The organism is Arachidicoccus terrestris (assembly GCF_020042345.1).
Lineage (GTDB): Bacteria > Bacteroidota > Bacteroidia > Chitinophagales > Chitinophagaceae > Arachidicoccus > Arachidicoccus terrestris.
On record NZ_CP083387.1, the window covers coordinates 3,135,487 to 3,150,762 of the forward strand.

The window sequence follows — 15,276 nt, forward strand, 5'->3', positions numbered from 1 at the left end:
ACATTGAACTGTTACTATGAAAAGAATGAAAAATATATTGATGGCCTGTTGTAGTTTGCTGATGCTGATCAGCTATAGCCAGCTTTGTGCTCAATCCTCAGAAATGGAGTTGTCGGGCACCGTCCTGGACGGCGAAAAGCATGAGGTACTTGGTGGCGTCAGCATTGTGAACGTCACTACGAAGAAAACAATTGGTTTAACAACCGATAAGGGCGCCTTTACTGTCAAAGTGAAGGAAGGTGAGCAGATCCGTTTCAGTTTTATCGGCTTTATGGATAATATTATTACGGTTGAGAAAAATAATATAACCGTCCTTTTACAGCCATCCAGTAATGCGATCAAAAATGACGTTGTAGTCGTGGGGTATCAGACAAGAACCAAGGAAACCGTAACAGGAGCGGTTTCTATTATCTCCGGTAAAGATTTACAAGATGTGCCGGTGGCCAATGTGGAGCAACTCTTACAGGGTAAAGTAGCCGGTATGAATGTTCAGAATCTGACGGGTGCTCCGGGCTTCAGCGGCTCCGTCTCTATCAGAGGAATCTCACAACTAAGTATTTCAGGCAGCGGAGACCAGGCCCAGCTGGCCAGCAACAACCCGTTGCTCGTCATAGACAATGTGCCTATTGATTATGATGGAGGTGTGACGCAATCTATGTTACAACCGGGGGCGGCGACCGGTCCTCTGGCCCTTATTCCACCGGAAGATATACAGTCCATTGAGGTATTTAAAGACGCCCAGGCAGCCTCACTATATGGATCCAGAGGGGCTAACGGCGTAATTGTCATTACAACCAAGCAGGGAAATTCGCCTACCCCGGTCATTAATGTAAATAGCAGCGTCTTTGTCAATTTACCACCTCAACTCAGGCCCACCTGGGGTGGAAGTATGGAGCGCGATTACCGGCTTTATTCGATACTCAATTATAGCAGGGATGAACAAACCGTCAGGGATCTATTGGATAGTTACCAGTTTCTGACCGATAGTTTAAACCCTTTTTATAATAATTCAACTGACTGGCAGCGTTATTTTTACCAAACAACCATGAATACAAATCACAACGTGCAGGTCAGCGGGGGTAATTCAAAACTGAACTACAAGACCAATTTGGCTTATCAATTGAACCAGGGCGTTTTAAAAAATACCGGCTTTGAGAAATATAGTCTGAATATGCAGCTGAACTTTATGCCGACGGAGAAATTACGGGTGGGTGCGCAGCTATTTGGTGCGTTGGGGCAGAAGCAAAGAGGCAACGGAGGTGGCTTGACCAATAATGGGGCAGGAGACGCCTTTACCTCTTCTTTATATCCTTCTCCGTCTCATTTTATCGGTATACCCAGGTTAGAGGGATACGAAAATAATACAGATGATAACAGCACCATAAATCTGAGGGCCTATTTAAAAGTTGATTATGAGATAATCCATAACCTCCGGTTAAGTTCCACAACGTCTTATGATTATTATACAGATACCCGTGACCGGTTTAAACAGGCCTTTACCAACAGTAACCAAACCATGCTATATGGTTACATCGGTAGAAGAGATGAGCTGAATACCCGTAATGGGATTAATTACAGCTTCAATACTGACCCTGAGGACATGAGTAATGGCCATAACTTTTATATCAGTGCCTATAATGAAGCCAATATAAGAACCAATAATATTCATATCAGAGATGTCCGCAATGGCCCCAGTGATTTTTATTGGGGCCCCAGGGGATATTCGCCGCGTTTTTACCCGGGGAACCACTATAACGATGCAGATGGCATCAATGACAATGGTACACATGCATCCATGCTCTATCACGCCTTATCCTGGGCCGGCGTATTCTCTTATAATTATAAAACGAAGTACGTTGCGGATTTATCCTACCGCATGGATGGTAACTCTGACGCAGGCGTGAATAAACGCTATTCTTCCAATCCTGCCATTGGTTTACGCTGGAATATTGAAAAGGAGCCTTGGATGCAAAAGCTGGATTGGCTGGATTACGGATCTCTCAGAGCGACTTATGGTATTAATAACCGTTCGACTGCCACTGTATTAAACACCCTGGGATTCTATCAGATCTATGCGGATTATAATAATCAGGCCGCAATTGGCCCCGATTTCAGCATTTTACCTAATCCCTATCTGGAACCGGAAAAATCTTATCAGTTTGATATCGGAGGAGATGTAGGCCTACTGGACGGTCGTATCACAATGACTTACGATACTTATTATAAAAAGTCATATAATATTGTCCGGGACTTCTATCTGCCGGATATTACGGGCTATGATAAGGTGCAGGTCAATGGTGGCAGCCTGGTCAATTACGGTCATGAACTGGTACTGAATTTCCGGCCTTTTGTCTCCAAGACACTGGAAGGATTTCAATGGTCGATCAGTCTGAATGGGGCCATGAATCATGGCGTTTTAACAGGGCTGCCAGGTGATATAACGCTTTATCGCCAGCATGACGAGACCTATAATCAGGACTTTATGCTGCAGGTAGGCCGTAACCCGATCAGTAATTACCTCTATCAGTTTGAGGGCGTTTTTCAGAACATCTCAGATGTACCTGTTGATCCTGTTACCGGTAAACGGATCAGATGGCAATCCGGAGGGATTCATTATTTCCAGGCAGGAGATCCGATCTGGACGGATGTGAATGGAGATTATGTGATCAGTAGCGGTGATGACAAGTTCATCGTAGGAAATCCTGATCCGATATTTACCGGTGGTATTTCCAATACCGTCAGTTATAAGAATTTTTCGCTGAATATCTATATGTCTTATCTGGCAGACAGGACCTTACTCAATAATGCGATGGCCAAACGGCTGTTTGACCTGAGGTATCCGGGTCTGGACGCAGATGATTTAATGGGTAACTTATATAATTTAAGCTTATTGGATATCTGGAGTGTTTCCAATCCCAATGGTACGTATCCTGGCATCATAGATTACTATCACAACAGGGAATCCGATGGTTACCTGCCTGATCAGACCTTGTTCTCTGAAGATGGGTCTTATTTTAAAATCAACCAGATCACACTTTCCTATCGCTTTCAGGGATTCAGGTTTATGAAAAAAGCCGGTTTACATGCATTGAGTGCTTACACGACTTTATATAATGTCGGTATTTTCTCCGGGTATTCGGGCCCCAATCCTGAAACTGTCAGCAGATTGGGCAGGGATGATATAAACGGATATCCTGCCGCATTAAGCTTTACGGTAGGGATACGGGCACAGTTTTAATTCGCTAAAAAGATGATTATGAAACGAATATTTTTATATCTGAGTATCGTTTTCTGTATAGGGCTTACGGCCGCATGTACAAAGTTTCTGGAGGTAAAGCCGATCGATAAGTTTTCCGGTGAGGAATTCTGGCGTAACCAGGCGGATGCCGAGAAAGCCGTGAATAGCTGCTATGCCTTACTCTATAAGAAGATGAACGCTTCACCGTTATATAACAGCCCGGATATCCGGCCGGGCAACTGGTTTTTGGGAAAGAAGTATAATTTTATTGCTTTTGCTACGAATCATTTGAATAGCACGGACCTGAATTATCAGGACAATTTCGCGGATCCGCGAAGCAGCTGGAAAACATTCTACGAATGTATCGCTGCCTGTAATCTTTGTATTAGCAGAATTCCGGAAATTGAGGATGGTGGCTTTAGTCAGGACGCCAGAAAGTCTTTAATCGCTGAAGCCCGCTTTGTGCGCAGCTTTGTTTATTTTGAACTGGTCCGCCTTTATGGAGACGTGCCATTGCACAATGATGCTTATGCTATGGATAATACGCCAAGAGTGAGCATGGTCCGGGTATTAGATACTTGTATCGCCGATCTGGAACTGGCAGCGCCAAATTTGCCGATCGCATACGCTGATCCAACCAATAGAGCAGTGAAGGCGACCCGGGGTGCTGCCTATACCTTGATGGCCAATATGAATATGTGGCAGGCCGGCTTTGATAAATCAAATGAAAAAAAATATTGGAAAAATGCGGTTGAAGCGACAAAGCGTGTAATGGATCTGAATGTTTACACGCTGGTTCCATATGACGAGATGACCAGTACTACTTTGTTCAAGGGGCGCTCAGAAGAAGGGATTTTTGAAATATCTATGAATGCCAATTATGGTAATACAGCCACCCGCATTATCGCTCAGTGGACACTGCACCGCCCTGTGCTTCCGACCTCTACCACGCTGTATGGCGGCTTGGGCAGTGAAATTGTCTATACCAGGGAATTTCTGGATAAGCTCTTTCCGTCTGGCCAGTCAGATCTGCGTTTTACGCTCTGGTTCGATGATCCATATTGTACTCTGAATCCACAGTCTGCTATGTTCATGAAGTTTATGCCGATTGACGGGGAAAGGAATTTTGATAATAATTATATCATATTCAGGTATGCAGGGTTACTGTTACTCAGAGCAGAGGCGCTGGCAAAGCTGGGCGGGAAGGACCAGGAAGCGATAGAACTGCTCAACAGGATTAGGGACAGGGCAGAGACTCAACTATATACCGGAGGTGGCGGGCCCGCATTGGTGGATGCGATTTTCCTGGAGCGGGAAAAAGAGCTGCTATGCGAAGGACATAGATGGTACGATCTGGTACGGACAGGTAGAGTCCTTGACGCCTCGCAGTGTGAGAACCACCTGACCAAAGCTGATTTTGACCAGGGTGCCTGGACCTGGCCGATACCGGCAAGTGCTATTAAAAGCAATCCGATGATCACCCAGAACCTTTACTGGAATAAATAAAAGCGATATCAATATTAATATAAAGAAGGTAGTATGAAACATAATTATAAGTGGCTTTTCTTCATCTTTTTCCCTGCTTTTGTGGCCATAGTGTTTACCGCATGCAAAAAGGACTATTATGTAGATGGAGGATTGGCCGAGGCGCACTATGACGGATCCATTTATGACTATCTGGTCTCCAAGCCATATCTTTTTGACAGTGTTGTCCAGATCATTGATCTGGCTGGCTTGAAAGACGTCCTATCCAGCGACACTGTTACGTTCTTTAGCCCGACGGATGAGTCGATCGGAGAGGCGATGGAGGCACTCAATAAATACAGATATTCAATCGTAGAAGATTCCGTTCATATGGAAGATATCTCTCCCGAGGTCTGGAAGAAGTTCCTTTCAATGTACATTCTGGAAGGGAAGTATACCGCCGCTACTTTCCCAAGGGTGGATCCTGATAATATCTTTTCCTTTCCGGGCATCAATTACGTTATGCTCAACGGATATGTACTCAATATAGGTCTGATCTATAATGATTATGGAGGAGCAGAGGCCGTCGGCGCCCGTATCCTTAATCTTACAGACATTACCTACAATCCTAACGATTATAAAGAAGATCCCCGTATACAGGTAATGACCTCTGACATACAGCCCAATAATGGCGTCCTGCATGTACTAAAAAGCAAACACTTACTTGGGTTTAGAGGCGGGGAGTTTACCCGGGTGGCTGAACAGTATTTATTGATGGAAGGTAAATAATGAAAATCAAGACAATGAAGAGATTAAAGATACATAAACTGGTGATCTGGTCTGTTATTTCTATAGTTACTTATAGTGCCTGTACAAAAGATGTGGGCAGTTCCAGTGGTGAAGACCCGTATAAAGAAGTGATTCTTCCCGATATATCATTTGTAGAGGACGGGGTCAGTCCCGCCCAGGGAAATATTGGTGATACCATTCGGCTGGCAGGAGCTGGCTTTTTGGAACACCAAAAAGACCTGACGATACTTTTTAATGGTGAACCGGGTATTATCAGTAGTGCCACGGATAGTACGGTAGATGTAATTATCCCGGAAATGGCCGCCACCGGGGCGATCACTGCCAAGGTGAAACAGCAATATTTTTTCGGCCCTTTCTTCAGGGTCAATGGTGCCCTGCAGATGGATACCATATTTCCCGGTTTCAGGGGCGGCAAAGGGGTCATCAGAACTATTATTCCTGTCGATGATGATAAATTTTTGATCGCCGGCCGTTTTACGGATTATGACAATTCCAATATCGCCGGAGGGGTTAACAGAGTGGCATTGATCAATAGGGATGGTACGCTCAATAAGAATTTCAAGTATGGTTATGCAACAGGTGCTTCTTCGGCTGTCTATACGGCGGTGCGCATTGAAGAAGATGCAAAGTACCTGGTGGCAGGTGGCTTTAGCAAGTATGGGGATATTACCAATATGAACAGCATCGCCAGGCTTAATTTTGACGGGAGCGTGGATTCTTTACCAAGGCCTGTCCCTTCAGGGGATATCGTATGGGCATCGGCTTTAAGAGGTGGCGTGGACAAATCTATTACTCAGCTGCATTTATTGCCGGACAAGAAATTTATAGCACTCGGAAATTTTAGATATTATGTGGAGATGAATTACAATCTGACATCAACAGATGGATTTGATTCCACCCATCTGGACTCTACCCTGGTCAATTATATTGCCCGTTTTAACGAGGACGGCTCCTTAGATACAACTTACCATTTTAACCAGGAAAAGCACTACGGCATGGAAACTGTTAATGGTACGATCTCCGGATCCATACTACTGCCGGACCAAAAGCTGCTCATCGTGGGAAATTTTACAAAATATGATGGCAAGACCGTCAACCGTGTCGCAAGGCTGAATCCGGATGGTTCGCTGGACGAAACTTTCCATTATGGTAGTGGAGCAGACAGGTCGGTTACTGCCATTACCGCTTTGAAGGATGGCGGATACCTGTTACTGGGAACCTTTAATAATTATGACGGGCATCAGGTCGCCCATGCTGTAAAAATAAATGATCAAGGTAAATATGACCCATCCTTCGATATTGGTAAAGGAGCCGATGGGTTCATTTACAGGGCATTTGAACTAAGCAATAATGCAATTCTTATCTCGGGTACTTTCCGGCTATTTGATGACCGGATCTGTAATAATTTTGTAGTTCTCAATGCTGATGGCAGTTTCCATAAATCTTTGAATTCTACCGGAGGATTTAACATCGGCATGGATGCGGTGTCTGGGGCGATCTCCGATGTCGTTGAATTAAAAGATGAGAAAAGCATCATTATCGTTGGCAATTTTGGGGAGTTTGATTATCGTGCAACCAACAATATAGTTAAGTTGAATTATGAGTAGGGGAATAGAGTAACTATTTTGTCAAAGACCGGATGATGCCCATTTCTGTCAGCCACGCTTCGCAAAGGCTGGTCCATAAGTTAGTTGAACCAGGATTATTTCTCAGTGCGATACTATGCCCGCCGCTTGGGAACGCGTGAAAGCTCACAGCAACGTGCTTTTGAAGAAGTGCTTCATAATATAGAAGACTGTTTATGGGATTGACGGTCTTGTCATTTACGGCATCAACGATAAAACAGGGTGGAGTGGTCTGTTTTACTTGTAGCTGGAGGGAGAATGCTTTCTGAAGACTGTCCGGTGGATTTGGCCCCAGAAGATTGCGGATGCTACCCTTATGGGCATATGATGTACTCATGTCTATTACGGGAGAGACCAGTACTGTAAAATCTGGTTTAAACGGATATGCATCCAGCGAGTCATTGATCTTAGATACATCTCTTTCCAGCGTACTTGCGGCAGCTGCCAGATGGCCTCCTGAGGAGCAGCCCATAATACCTACTTTATGTGGATCTATGCCCCATTTGGGCGCGTGGGCTCTGACGAATCTGATGGCACGTTGCGCGTCCATTAACGGGGCAGTTTCTCTTTGAATCAGATCGGGCGAGTTGGGTAGACGGTAATTGAGTACAAAGGCGGTAATGCCCATGGTATTGAACCATTTCGCCAGTTGAAGGCCACTGATCACATAGGCTAAGTGGGAATATCCTCCGCCGGGACAGATGACTATGGCTGCCCCCTGATTCTCCTGACTGCCAGGGAAAAACCCATACAGGCCGGGCGTCATGACGCGATATACACGCTCATTGGCAATACTGTCTTTAAGTGGTAAATGCTTTGAATTCGGAATTTTTCCATGCGGCCATATTTCAAAAAATTGCTGGCCGTTTACGGTGTGGCCGAAAATTAAAAGAACAAGCGTGATGAGAAATGATCGTTTCATTGGATGATATTAATGAGATAGGCAGGTGATTAACCGGCACTATTCAGCGTAGATATTATGTAAAAAAGTGGTGACATCAGTTACGACTTTTGAAAACCACGGCCTATACAGGCAAAAGGAATGCGGCGTATTGGGAAATTCAATGATCTGTACGGCAACTCCCTTTTTATCCATTAGCGCTTTAAAATCATCTCTGCCCGCATGCATTCGCTGTACTGCACTGTTTAGGAATAAGAAAGGGACGGTGTTGTTGTCAGCATAGCTTAGCGGTGATGCTGCCGTCCAAAGATCCAGGCGCTCCGTCCTTGGATAACCCAGCCACCAGGCAGAAGCGCCTATTTTTTCCGGATGTTTTGTTTCTGAGGCTTCCGGGTGCACAAATGACAGGGTTCCGTCAATATTGATCACCGCATTTACTTTGCTGGACATACCCGGATTGCCTTGCGTCCCTTCGAACTTTTCCAGCCCGCCGGTCATTCCGATAAAGGCCGCCAGTTCGCCGCCAGCAGAGAATCCAAGAACACTGAGTTTGCCCGTATCAATGTGGAACTGGTCTGCTCCGGCTCTTAGCCAACGAATAGCTGCCTTCAGGTCGTAAACAGCTGCAGGAAAAAAAGCTTCAGTCGATAATCTGTATTCTACGGTAAAACATGCGAACCCTTTTGCGGCCAGATGCTGGGCCAATGCAATGTGCTGCGATCTGTCGCCAGAACGCCAGCCTCCGCCATGTATAATTAAAATGGCCGGGTTAGGCCTGTTTCTGGTCGTGCCAGGTAAAAATGCATCGATGTGTAGCTTTCTGTCGCCAAGACTTGCATAGACGAGATTTCTGGATTCAGCGACCCCTTCGATACTGGAGTCTGGGACCAACTGTATAAAAGGGTAGTGTTTTAGGTTTTTGATATAGTCTGAGTGGCTGGAATACGATGAATCTTTTATGCCCGTCAGCCATTCCTTATGTTGCTGCTGTGCCTGGAGACAGGGTATATGCAGGCAACTAAGAAAAGTAAGCATAATAAGCCGGATATTGCATTTTAACATCATGATCAATGGTTTCAGCATAGAAATTCGCTAACTGCCAGGCGGCGACTAATACAATGTAGGGCTTTTTGAGGATAAGTATCCGTAAAACGCACGGGATGTACAGTCTTTTCTCTGAAAATGCAAAAATCTGCCAATGACCAGGAAAATAATTATATGGACGGTTCAGTCCGCATTTTGTTTGGAGAGGTTTCTTTTCAGCAGAGCTGCATTTTAGTAATGCTCAACGGGCCTTTGATTAAAAGCAAAGGCTTGCCACTGCACCGGATTTGTCAGACAATACGGCCATGCGCTCCTTGAGGTATTTAGGGCGAACGATTTACAGTAGTATAGTAATAAGTTTTGTCCGTTTACGATCACCTGATTTCTGTTAAAGCTACCAGGTTTCCGGTGATATTTAAATGATGCTTCACCCCACACTTAAAAGTAACATTAGCACCCTGGTGGCCCACGGGAATATTAAAGGCAACCGGCAGTCCTTTGGGAATGACATTTTTGATCATCTTTTCTAATGTCTGGCCAAAGGGACGCGTGGTATCTTTGGTAGAAGAAAAATCCCCTACCAGCAAGCCACAGATTTTGTCAAACCATCCTGCCCTTTTCAGTTGCCATAGATACCGGTCTATTGTATAGAAATGCTCGCCGACGTCTTCCATAAACAGGATTTTACCCTTCATGTCAGTTGTAGAGCGCGAGCCAAGACTATGCGCCAGTAAACACAGATTACCGCCGATAAGTTCCCCGGCAGCACTGCCCGTTATATTGGCCCGACCCGGAGCAAACCGGTAGTTGGAGATATTTCCCTTAAGGGCCTTTCTTAAATAAGTAAGATAACTGGCATCTTCCTCTTTCATGAAAGCGGCTGCCATAGGTGCATGTAGGGAAGCTGCCTTGACCTTAGCTTGCAAATGCAGATGCAACAGTGTAATATCGCTATAGCCAATGATCCATTTTGGATGCTTCTTAAAAAGCTTAAAATCCAACATGTCGATGATCCGGCTCATTCCATAACCCCCTCTTGCGCAAAGTATGGCATTGACTTCTTTACTATCCAGCGCTGCCTGTAAGGATGCAGCACGCTGCAGGTCTGAACCTGCGAAATAGGTGCCCGTATCAAAGCCTACAGTAGCCGGGTCCGCGTTGACCTTGTAACCCCAATCTTTGAGTGTCTTTATGCAGTCTGTTGTTTTGTCTATATCGATATAACCTGAAGGGCCTACTATGGCGATCAGATCATTTTTTCTAAGTGGAGGAGGGATTAACATACAGTGTTTTTTTAATCAGGATTCGGTGAGCGTGGTGCCGACGGTCGTCACATCGAGCCTGTGAGGTACGCCACATTTGAGGGCGTAGTTTTCTACAATATGACCTACCGGAAAATCAAACGTTACAGGGAAAGAATAGTCTTTCACCTTTTCCATGACCAATTCGTAGATAGACTTATTGAGTTCATCGCTGGGGTTGCGTTGCGGTGTGCGGATCATGGCTCCGATAATAAGTGCTTTCAGATGTTTTAACGCTCCGGTACGACTCAGGTTCCACAACATTCTGTCCATATTATACAGGTATTCATGCGTTTCCTCCAGAAATAGAATTTTGCCTGCCGCGTTTAAAGCAGATTGTGTACCGGACAGGTTCTCAATGGTGCGCATATTGCCGCCGATCAGTTCGCCTTCTGCTCTACCGGTGCGGTTCATCGGATTGACAATACTTTGATAACGCATCTTCCTGGTATGCATAAGGGCATGCCGTATGGAATCAATAGTAGCTTTCTGTTGCTCAGTTGCTTTATCCCAGTGGTCAGGGAAGCTGTTGCACATTTTGGAATGCAGTGAAGCCATATTGTAATTGCGGGCAATATGGCAGTGAAAAACCGTTGCATCACTAAACCCGATGATCCATTTGGGATTTTTGACCAGTCCTGAAAAGTCGATCCGGTCGATAATTCTTACAGCTCCGTAGCCACCGCGGGCGCATAATATAGCCTTAATGGACGGATCGTCGATCATTTGCTGGAAATCAGCCGCCCGCTGTATATCGGTTCCTCCGAATGTCCCGTCTTTGAGTCCAATGGTGTGGCCGGTTTTATAGGTGAGTCCCCAGGATTTGAGTTGAAAGATACAAGGTAGCAATTCTTTATAGCGTATATGACCAGAAGGACTGGTAATACCGATACAATCTCCCGGTTTAAGATAGGGTGGAACAATAGACGGGGTGTCGGGGGAACTGCTGCTCAAAGAGATGTTGTTGGCGGCGAATAAAGCTTTCCTGCTCAATAAAGAAAAAGGCAATAAGGTCCCCGTGGTCCGTAGAAATTTAGATCTGTCCATGAATTGACTTAACTTTTCTGTTCTTAACTAACTGATATCATAGGGGTGAAGGTAATGAAAATTGTGGCTGATTTTTCCCTTTTCGCTTCCAAGCCTTTCAGTTACAGGCATAAAAAAAGAGCTGAGATCGTTTATAAAGAAGGTTTGGCCAATTCTTATAATGCATTTACGCAAATTTGCGTATCTTTCGCCATCCAACTGAAATCTCCAAATTTTTGCGAATCGAATGAGTAAACAAGCCACCATTAAAGAAATAGCCAAGAAATTAGGCGTATCCATCTCTACGGTATCCAGGGCGTTACATGATCATCCCAGTATTGGACTGCGTACAAAAATGCGGGTACAGGAAGTGGCTAAGGAAATGCATTATGAACCCAATCAGGCGGCTATTCAGTTTAAAATGGGTAAGACTTTCACCTTAGGGGTCATCATACCTGAACTGACGGAGAACTTTTTTTCGCAGGCGATCAGCGGTATCGAAGATGTCGCTTTTGAAAATAAATATAACGTCCTTTTTGGCCAGAGTCATGATGATGTAGAAAAAGAAAAGGAGATTCTGGCTACGTTTATCAAGAATAGAATCGACGGTCTTTTGGTGTCTTTATCCAAGTCTACACGCAATATCGACCATTTTCAAAAGCTGGTTAACTATAATATCCCTGTGGTCTTTTTTGACAGAGTACCCAAGGAGGAAGATATCTATGCCGTTTCCTGCGATCTTTTCAAAAGTTCGATTAAAATCGTTGATTTTCTCTGGGACCAGGGCCACCGGCATATTGCCCTTTTGAAAGGGCCTCAAACCCTGACAGCCACCAATGAAAGAATGCGTGGATTTATGGAAGGCCTTAGCCGTAAAAGGGCTAAGACAGATCCTTCCCTGTTTTCCTCTTCTGATCTCACCAAGGAAAGCAGCTGGAATGCCATGAAGGATATTCTGTCTCAAAAAAACAGGCCAACTGCGGTGATCGCCTTTAATGACTATGTGGCACTGGATGCCATGCAATACGTTAAAAAATATACAGATCTGGTCATTAATAAGGATATCTGTTTTGTCAGTTATTCGAATCTCCCTATGCGTACTTATCTGGATACCCCCCCGCTGGTTTCTATCGAGCAATTTCCTTATGAGCAGGGCAGAAAGGCGACCGAGATGTTGATGGCGGTTATGAATGGTGAAACCCTGGATACTAAACAAATCGTTTTGGACGGAGAGCTAATCGCGCTTCAGGAGGAATAGCGTTTTGTGCTGACCCATCAACAACAAAGGGACCGAAAGGTCCCTTTGTTGTTGATGGGTCAGGCAGTGTACTCAATTAGAGAATTCGTAACTTGGCATAGTTTAGCATAATCTTCTTTTCACCGTTGGTTTTAAAATCGACCGTCGCGATCCTGTTGTGTGCCGCTCCCTCCATCTTCAAAACGGTCCCAAACCCGAATTTCAGGTGTTCTACCTCCATGCCTTCCTGCAAGCCGCTGGTATCACTGGGGATAAAGTCGCCTTTGGGTACATGCACTGTGACTTTGGGCTGTGGCGGTGCCTGGGTAGGTAACGCTGTCGTTTTATAAGGCTGTTTCTTGGCAGGAGGCGGCCCGTACCTGCGGGTAGCGGCCGCATCATTGGCAGTACTGCGGCCAAATCCGTTGCCGCCAAAACGTCCACTTTGTGAAAAACCCGCTCCGTTGCCTGTTCCGCCGGAATAACTTTTATCAATGTAATCTTTTGGCAGCTCGTCCAAAAAACGACTGGGGTCATTGGAAACCACATTGCCAAAGCGGTATCTGCTATTCGCATGGGTCAGCCACAGCTTTTCCTTTGCCCGGGTGACCGCCACATAAAACAACCGGCGTTCTTCTTCCAGCTCTTCCCGGGTGTTAATGCTCAGACCGCTGGGGAAGATGGATTCTTCCACACCGCCTACAAAGACGACCGGGAACTCCAGCCCTTTGGCCGCATGAATGGTCATTAGTTTAACGACATCGGCATCTTCTTTTTCATTGTCAGCATCGGTGAGCAGGGTGATCTGCTGTAAATACAGGCCAAGTGTCGTTGCATCTTGAAGTGTTTGTTCCGTAATCCCTTCCTGAACGGTTCCCTCCTCGTCAATCTGAGATAAGTTTTCCTGCTGATCGGTCCACTCTTTTATAGAATTCAGTAATTCCTGCACGTTTTCATAACGTGCCAGGCCTTCCACAGTCTTGTCATTGAACAGCTCTTTCACCAGACCTGTATGTTTTCCGACCTCAAAAGCAATCTCATAGGCATTTTTATGCGCCTGCAGGGATTGAAAATATTGCATCATGGTCAGGAATTTCTTGATCGCTTCCAGGGCGGCTCCTCTAAGTCCGGTTTCGCCGGCACGCATAAGTACTTCCCAAAGGGTTACATTATTTTCATTGGCGATTGTCTGGAGTTTCTCCATCGTGGTCTTCCCGATACCACGGATAGGATAATTGATAATTCTTTTCAGGGCTTCTTCGTCCCGGGTATTGGCAATGACTCTGAGATAGGCCACAAAATCCTTTATCTCCTTTCGTTGATAGAAGCTCAGGCCGCCGTATATCTTGTAGGTAATGCCGCCTCTCCTGAGGTTCTCTTCATAGGCGCGGCTCTGCGCATTGGTACGATAGAGAATGGCAAAATCATTATTATGATAATGATTGCGCAGCTTTAATTCCTGGATCATGGTCGCTACATACTTGCCTTCGTCATTGTCTGTCATCGTCGCAACAACTTTGATCTTATCTCCCTGTTCTTTATCTGTCCACAGGTCCTTTGGGATCTGCCCTTTATTTTGCCGGATGACCGTATTGGCCACCTCAATAATATTTTTTGAACTGCGATAATTCTGTTCGAGTTTAACGACTTTTACATCATCGTAGTCTTTTTGAAACTGCAGAATATTCTCAATGGTTGCGCCCCGGAAACTGTAAATACTCTGTGCGTCATCACCCACGACGCAGATATTCTCATGGGCGGCGGCCAGTAGTTTGGTGATCTGATACTGGACTGCATTTGTATCCTGGTACTCATCGATCAGGACGTACCGGAATTTATGCTGGAATTTTAGGAGCACCTCCGGGAAGGTATTGAGCAGCTCATACATTTTAAGCAAGAGGTCATCAAAATCCATAGCGCCGTTCTTATAGCAGCGGTCTGCATATAGTTTATATATTTTGCCGATGGCCGGGCGGTTGTTACGCTGGTCTTCCTGTTGCAGATAGTAATCTTCCCCGTATTCCAGGGGGCCGATAAGGGAGCTTTTCGCCTGAGAAATACGCCCCAATACAACATTGGGTTTATATTGTTTCTCATCGAGTTCCATTTCCTTGACGACAGCCTTGATAACGCTTTTGCTGTCATCAGAATCATAAATCGTAAAGCTGTTGGGATAACCCAGCTTGTGCGCTTCTCCTCTCAATATCCGGGCAAATACGCTATGAAAAGTGCCGATATAAAGATTGCGGGCTTCATTGTTGCCCAGCATTTTCTCGATACGCTCTTTCATTTCGGCGGCGGCCTTATTGGTAAAAGTAAGAGCCAGTATATTAAATGCATCCACGCCCTGAGCCATCAGATGTGCGATACGGGTTGTCAGTACCTTGGTCTTGCCGCTACCCGCGCCGGCGACGATCATAAGAGGTCCGTTGATATGTGTGGCTGCTTCGTATTGTCTTTCGTTGAGTCCTTTTAAATAATCTTGCATAGGGACTGCAAGATACCAAAAAATCACCATGGAATTAGCTATATCTATGGGAACCCAATATGAAAAAAAGGAAGAATTTTGCCAGCCAGTTTGAAACCGTTAAGATTCAAAAAAACGTCCTTATTATTATAAATATGTATCG

At 45.1% G+C, this 15,276-nt stretch carries 10 protein-coding genes; 5 read left to right on the forward strand and 5 right to left on the reverse strand.

Annotated elements, in window-relative coordinates; translation table 11 throughout:
- Positions 1–16: 16 nt before the first annotated feature.
- Genes K9M52_RS12185 through K9M52_RS12200 form a run of 4 tightly spaced genes read left to right on the forward strand, consistent with a single transcriptional unit; the run spans position 17 to position 7,119 of the window.
- Positions 17–3,238, forward strand: a complete 3,222-nt coding sequence (locus tag K9M52_RS12185) for a SusC/RagA family TonB-linked outer membrane protein (RefSeq protein ID WP_224068701.1) — start codon at positions 17–19, stop codon at positions 3,236–3,238.
- Positions 3,239–3,256: 18 nt separating this feature from the next.
- Positions 3,257–4,744, forward strand: coding sequence for a RagB/SusD family nutrient uptake outer membrane protein (locus K9M52_RS12190; protein ID WP_224068702.1), 1,488 nt, complete (start codon positions 3,257–3,259; stop codon positions 4,742–4,744).
- Between the two features lie 33 nt (positions 4,745–4,777).
- On the forward strand, positions 4,778–5,491 hold the full coding sequence (locus K9M52_RS12195; RefSeq protein WP_224068703.1) for a fasciclin domain-containing protein: 714 nt from the start codon (positions 4,778–4,780) through the stop codon (positions 5,489–5,491).
- A 14-nt stretch (positions 5,492–5,505) separates the two neighbouring features.
- On the forward strand, positions 5,506–7,119 hold the full coding sequence (locus K9M52_RS12200) for a DUF5008 domain-containing protein (RefSeq protein ID WP_224068704.1): 1,614 nt from the start codon (positions 5,506–5,508) through the stop codon (positions 7,117–7,119).
- Positions 7,120–7,132: 13 nt separating this feature from the next.
- Here K9M52_RS12200 and K9M52_RS12205 read toward each other — a convergent pair whose 3' ends face one another.
- The 4 genes from K9M52_RS12205 to K9M52_RS12220 form a co-directional block, all read right to left on the reverse strand.
- Positions 7,133–8,059, reverse strand: a complete 927-nt coding sequence (locus tag K9M52_RS12205) for an alpha/beta hydrolase (RefSeq protein WP_224068705.1) — start codon at positions 8,057–8,059, stop codon at positions 7,133–7,135.
- 39 nt (positions 8,060–8,098) lie between these two features.
- Positions 8,099–9,073, reverse strand: a complete 975-nt coding sequence (locus K9M52_RS12210; protein WP_224068706.1) for an alpha/beta hydrolase — start codon at positions 9,071–9,073, stop codon at positions 8,099–8,101.
- A 383-nt stretch (positions 9,074–9,456) separates the two neighbouring features.
- Positions 9,457–10,365, reverse strand: a complete 909-nt coding sequence (locus K9M52_RS12215; protein ID WP_224068707.1) for a S66 peptidase family protein — start codon at positions 10,363–10,365, stop codon at positions 9,457–9,459.
- Between the two features lie 15 nt (positions 10,366–10,380).
- Complete coding sequence (locus tag K9M52_RS12220) at positions 10,381–11,430, reverse strand: S66 peptidase family protein (protein ID WP_224068708.1); 1,050 nt, start codon at positions 11,428–11,430, stop codon at positions 10,381–10,383.
- Positions 11,431–11,656: 226 nt separating this feature from the next.
- On the opposite strand from K9M52_RS12220, the gene K9M52_RS12225 reads away from it, so the two are divergent.
- Entirely contained in the window at positions 11,657–12,667 is a 1,011-nt protein-coding gene (locus K9M52_RS12225) for a LacI family DNA-binding transcriptional regulator (protein WP_224068709.1), read from the forward strand.
- A 76-nt stretch (positions 12,668–12,743) separates the two neighbouring features.
- Here K9M52_RS12225 and K9M52_RS12230 read toward each other — a convergent pair whose 3' ends face one another.
- Complete coding sequence (locus K9M52_RS12230) at positions 12,744–15,134, reverse strand: ATP-dependent helicase (protein WP_224068710.1); 2,391 nt, start codon at positions 15,132–15,134, stop codon at positions 12,744–12,746.
- Positions 15,135–15,276 lie beyond the last annotated feature (142 nt).

Bases quoted from the DNA above. Each gene is read 5' to 3' on its own strand.
- K9M52_RS12185 (WP_224068701.1), top strand. From the start codon at position 17: ATGAAAAGAATGAAAAATATATTGATGGCCTGTTGTAGTTTGCTGATG.
- K9M52_RS12190 (WP_224068702.1), top strand. From the start codon at position 3,257: ATGAAACGAATATTTTTATATCTGAGTATCGTTTTCTGTATAGGGCTT.
- K9M52_RS12195 (WP_224068703.1), top strand. From the start codon at position 4,778: ATGAAACATAATTATAAGTGGCTTTTCTTCATCTTTTTCCCTGCTTTT.
- K9M52_RS12200 (WP_224068704.1), top strand. From the start codon at position 5,506: ATGAAGAGATTAAAGATACATAAACTGGTGATCTGGTCTGTTATTTCT.
- K9M52_RS12205 (WP_224068705.1), bottom strand. From the start codon at position 8,059: ATGAAACGATCATTTCTCATCACGCTTGTTCTTTTAATTTTCGGCCAC.
- K9M52_RS12210 (WP_224068706.1), bottom strand. From the start codon at position 9,073: ATGCTTACTTTTCTTAGTTGCCTGCATATACCCTGTCTCCAGGCACAG.
- K9M52_RS12215 (WP_224068707.1), bottom strand. From the start codon at position 10,365: ATGTTAATCCCTCCTCCACTTAGAAAAAATGATCTGATCGCCATAGTA.
- K9M52_RS12220 (WP_224068708.1), bottom strand. From the start codon at position 11,430: ATGGACAGATCTAAATTTCTACGGACCACGGGGACCTTATTGCCTTTT.
- K9M52_RS12225 (WP_224068709.1), top strand. From the start codon at position 11,657: ATGAGTAAACAAGCCACCATTAAAGAAATAGCCAAGAAATTAGGCGTA.
- K9M52_RS12230 (WP_224068710.1), bottom strand. From the start codon at position 15,134: ATGCAAGATTATTTAAAAGGACTCAACGAAAGACAATACGAAGCAGCC.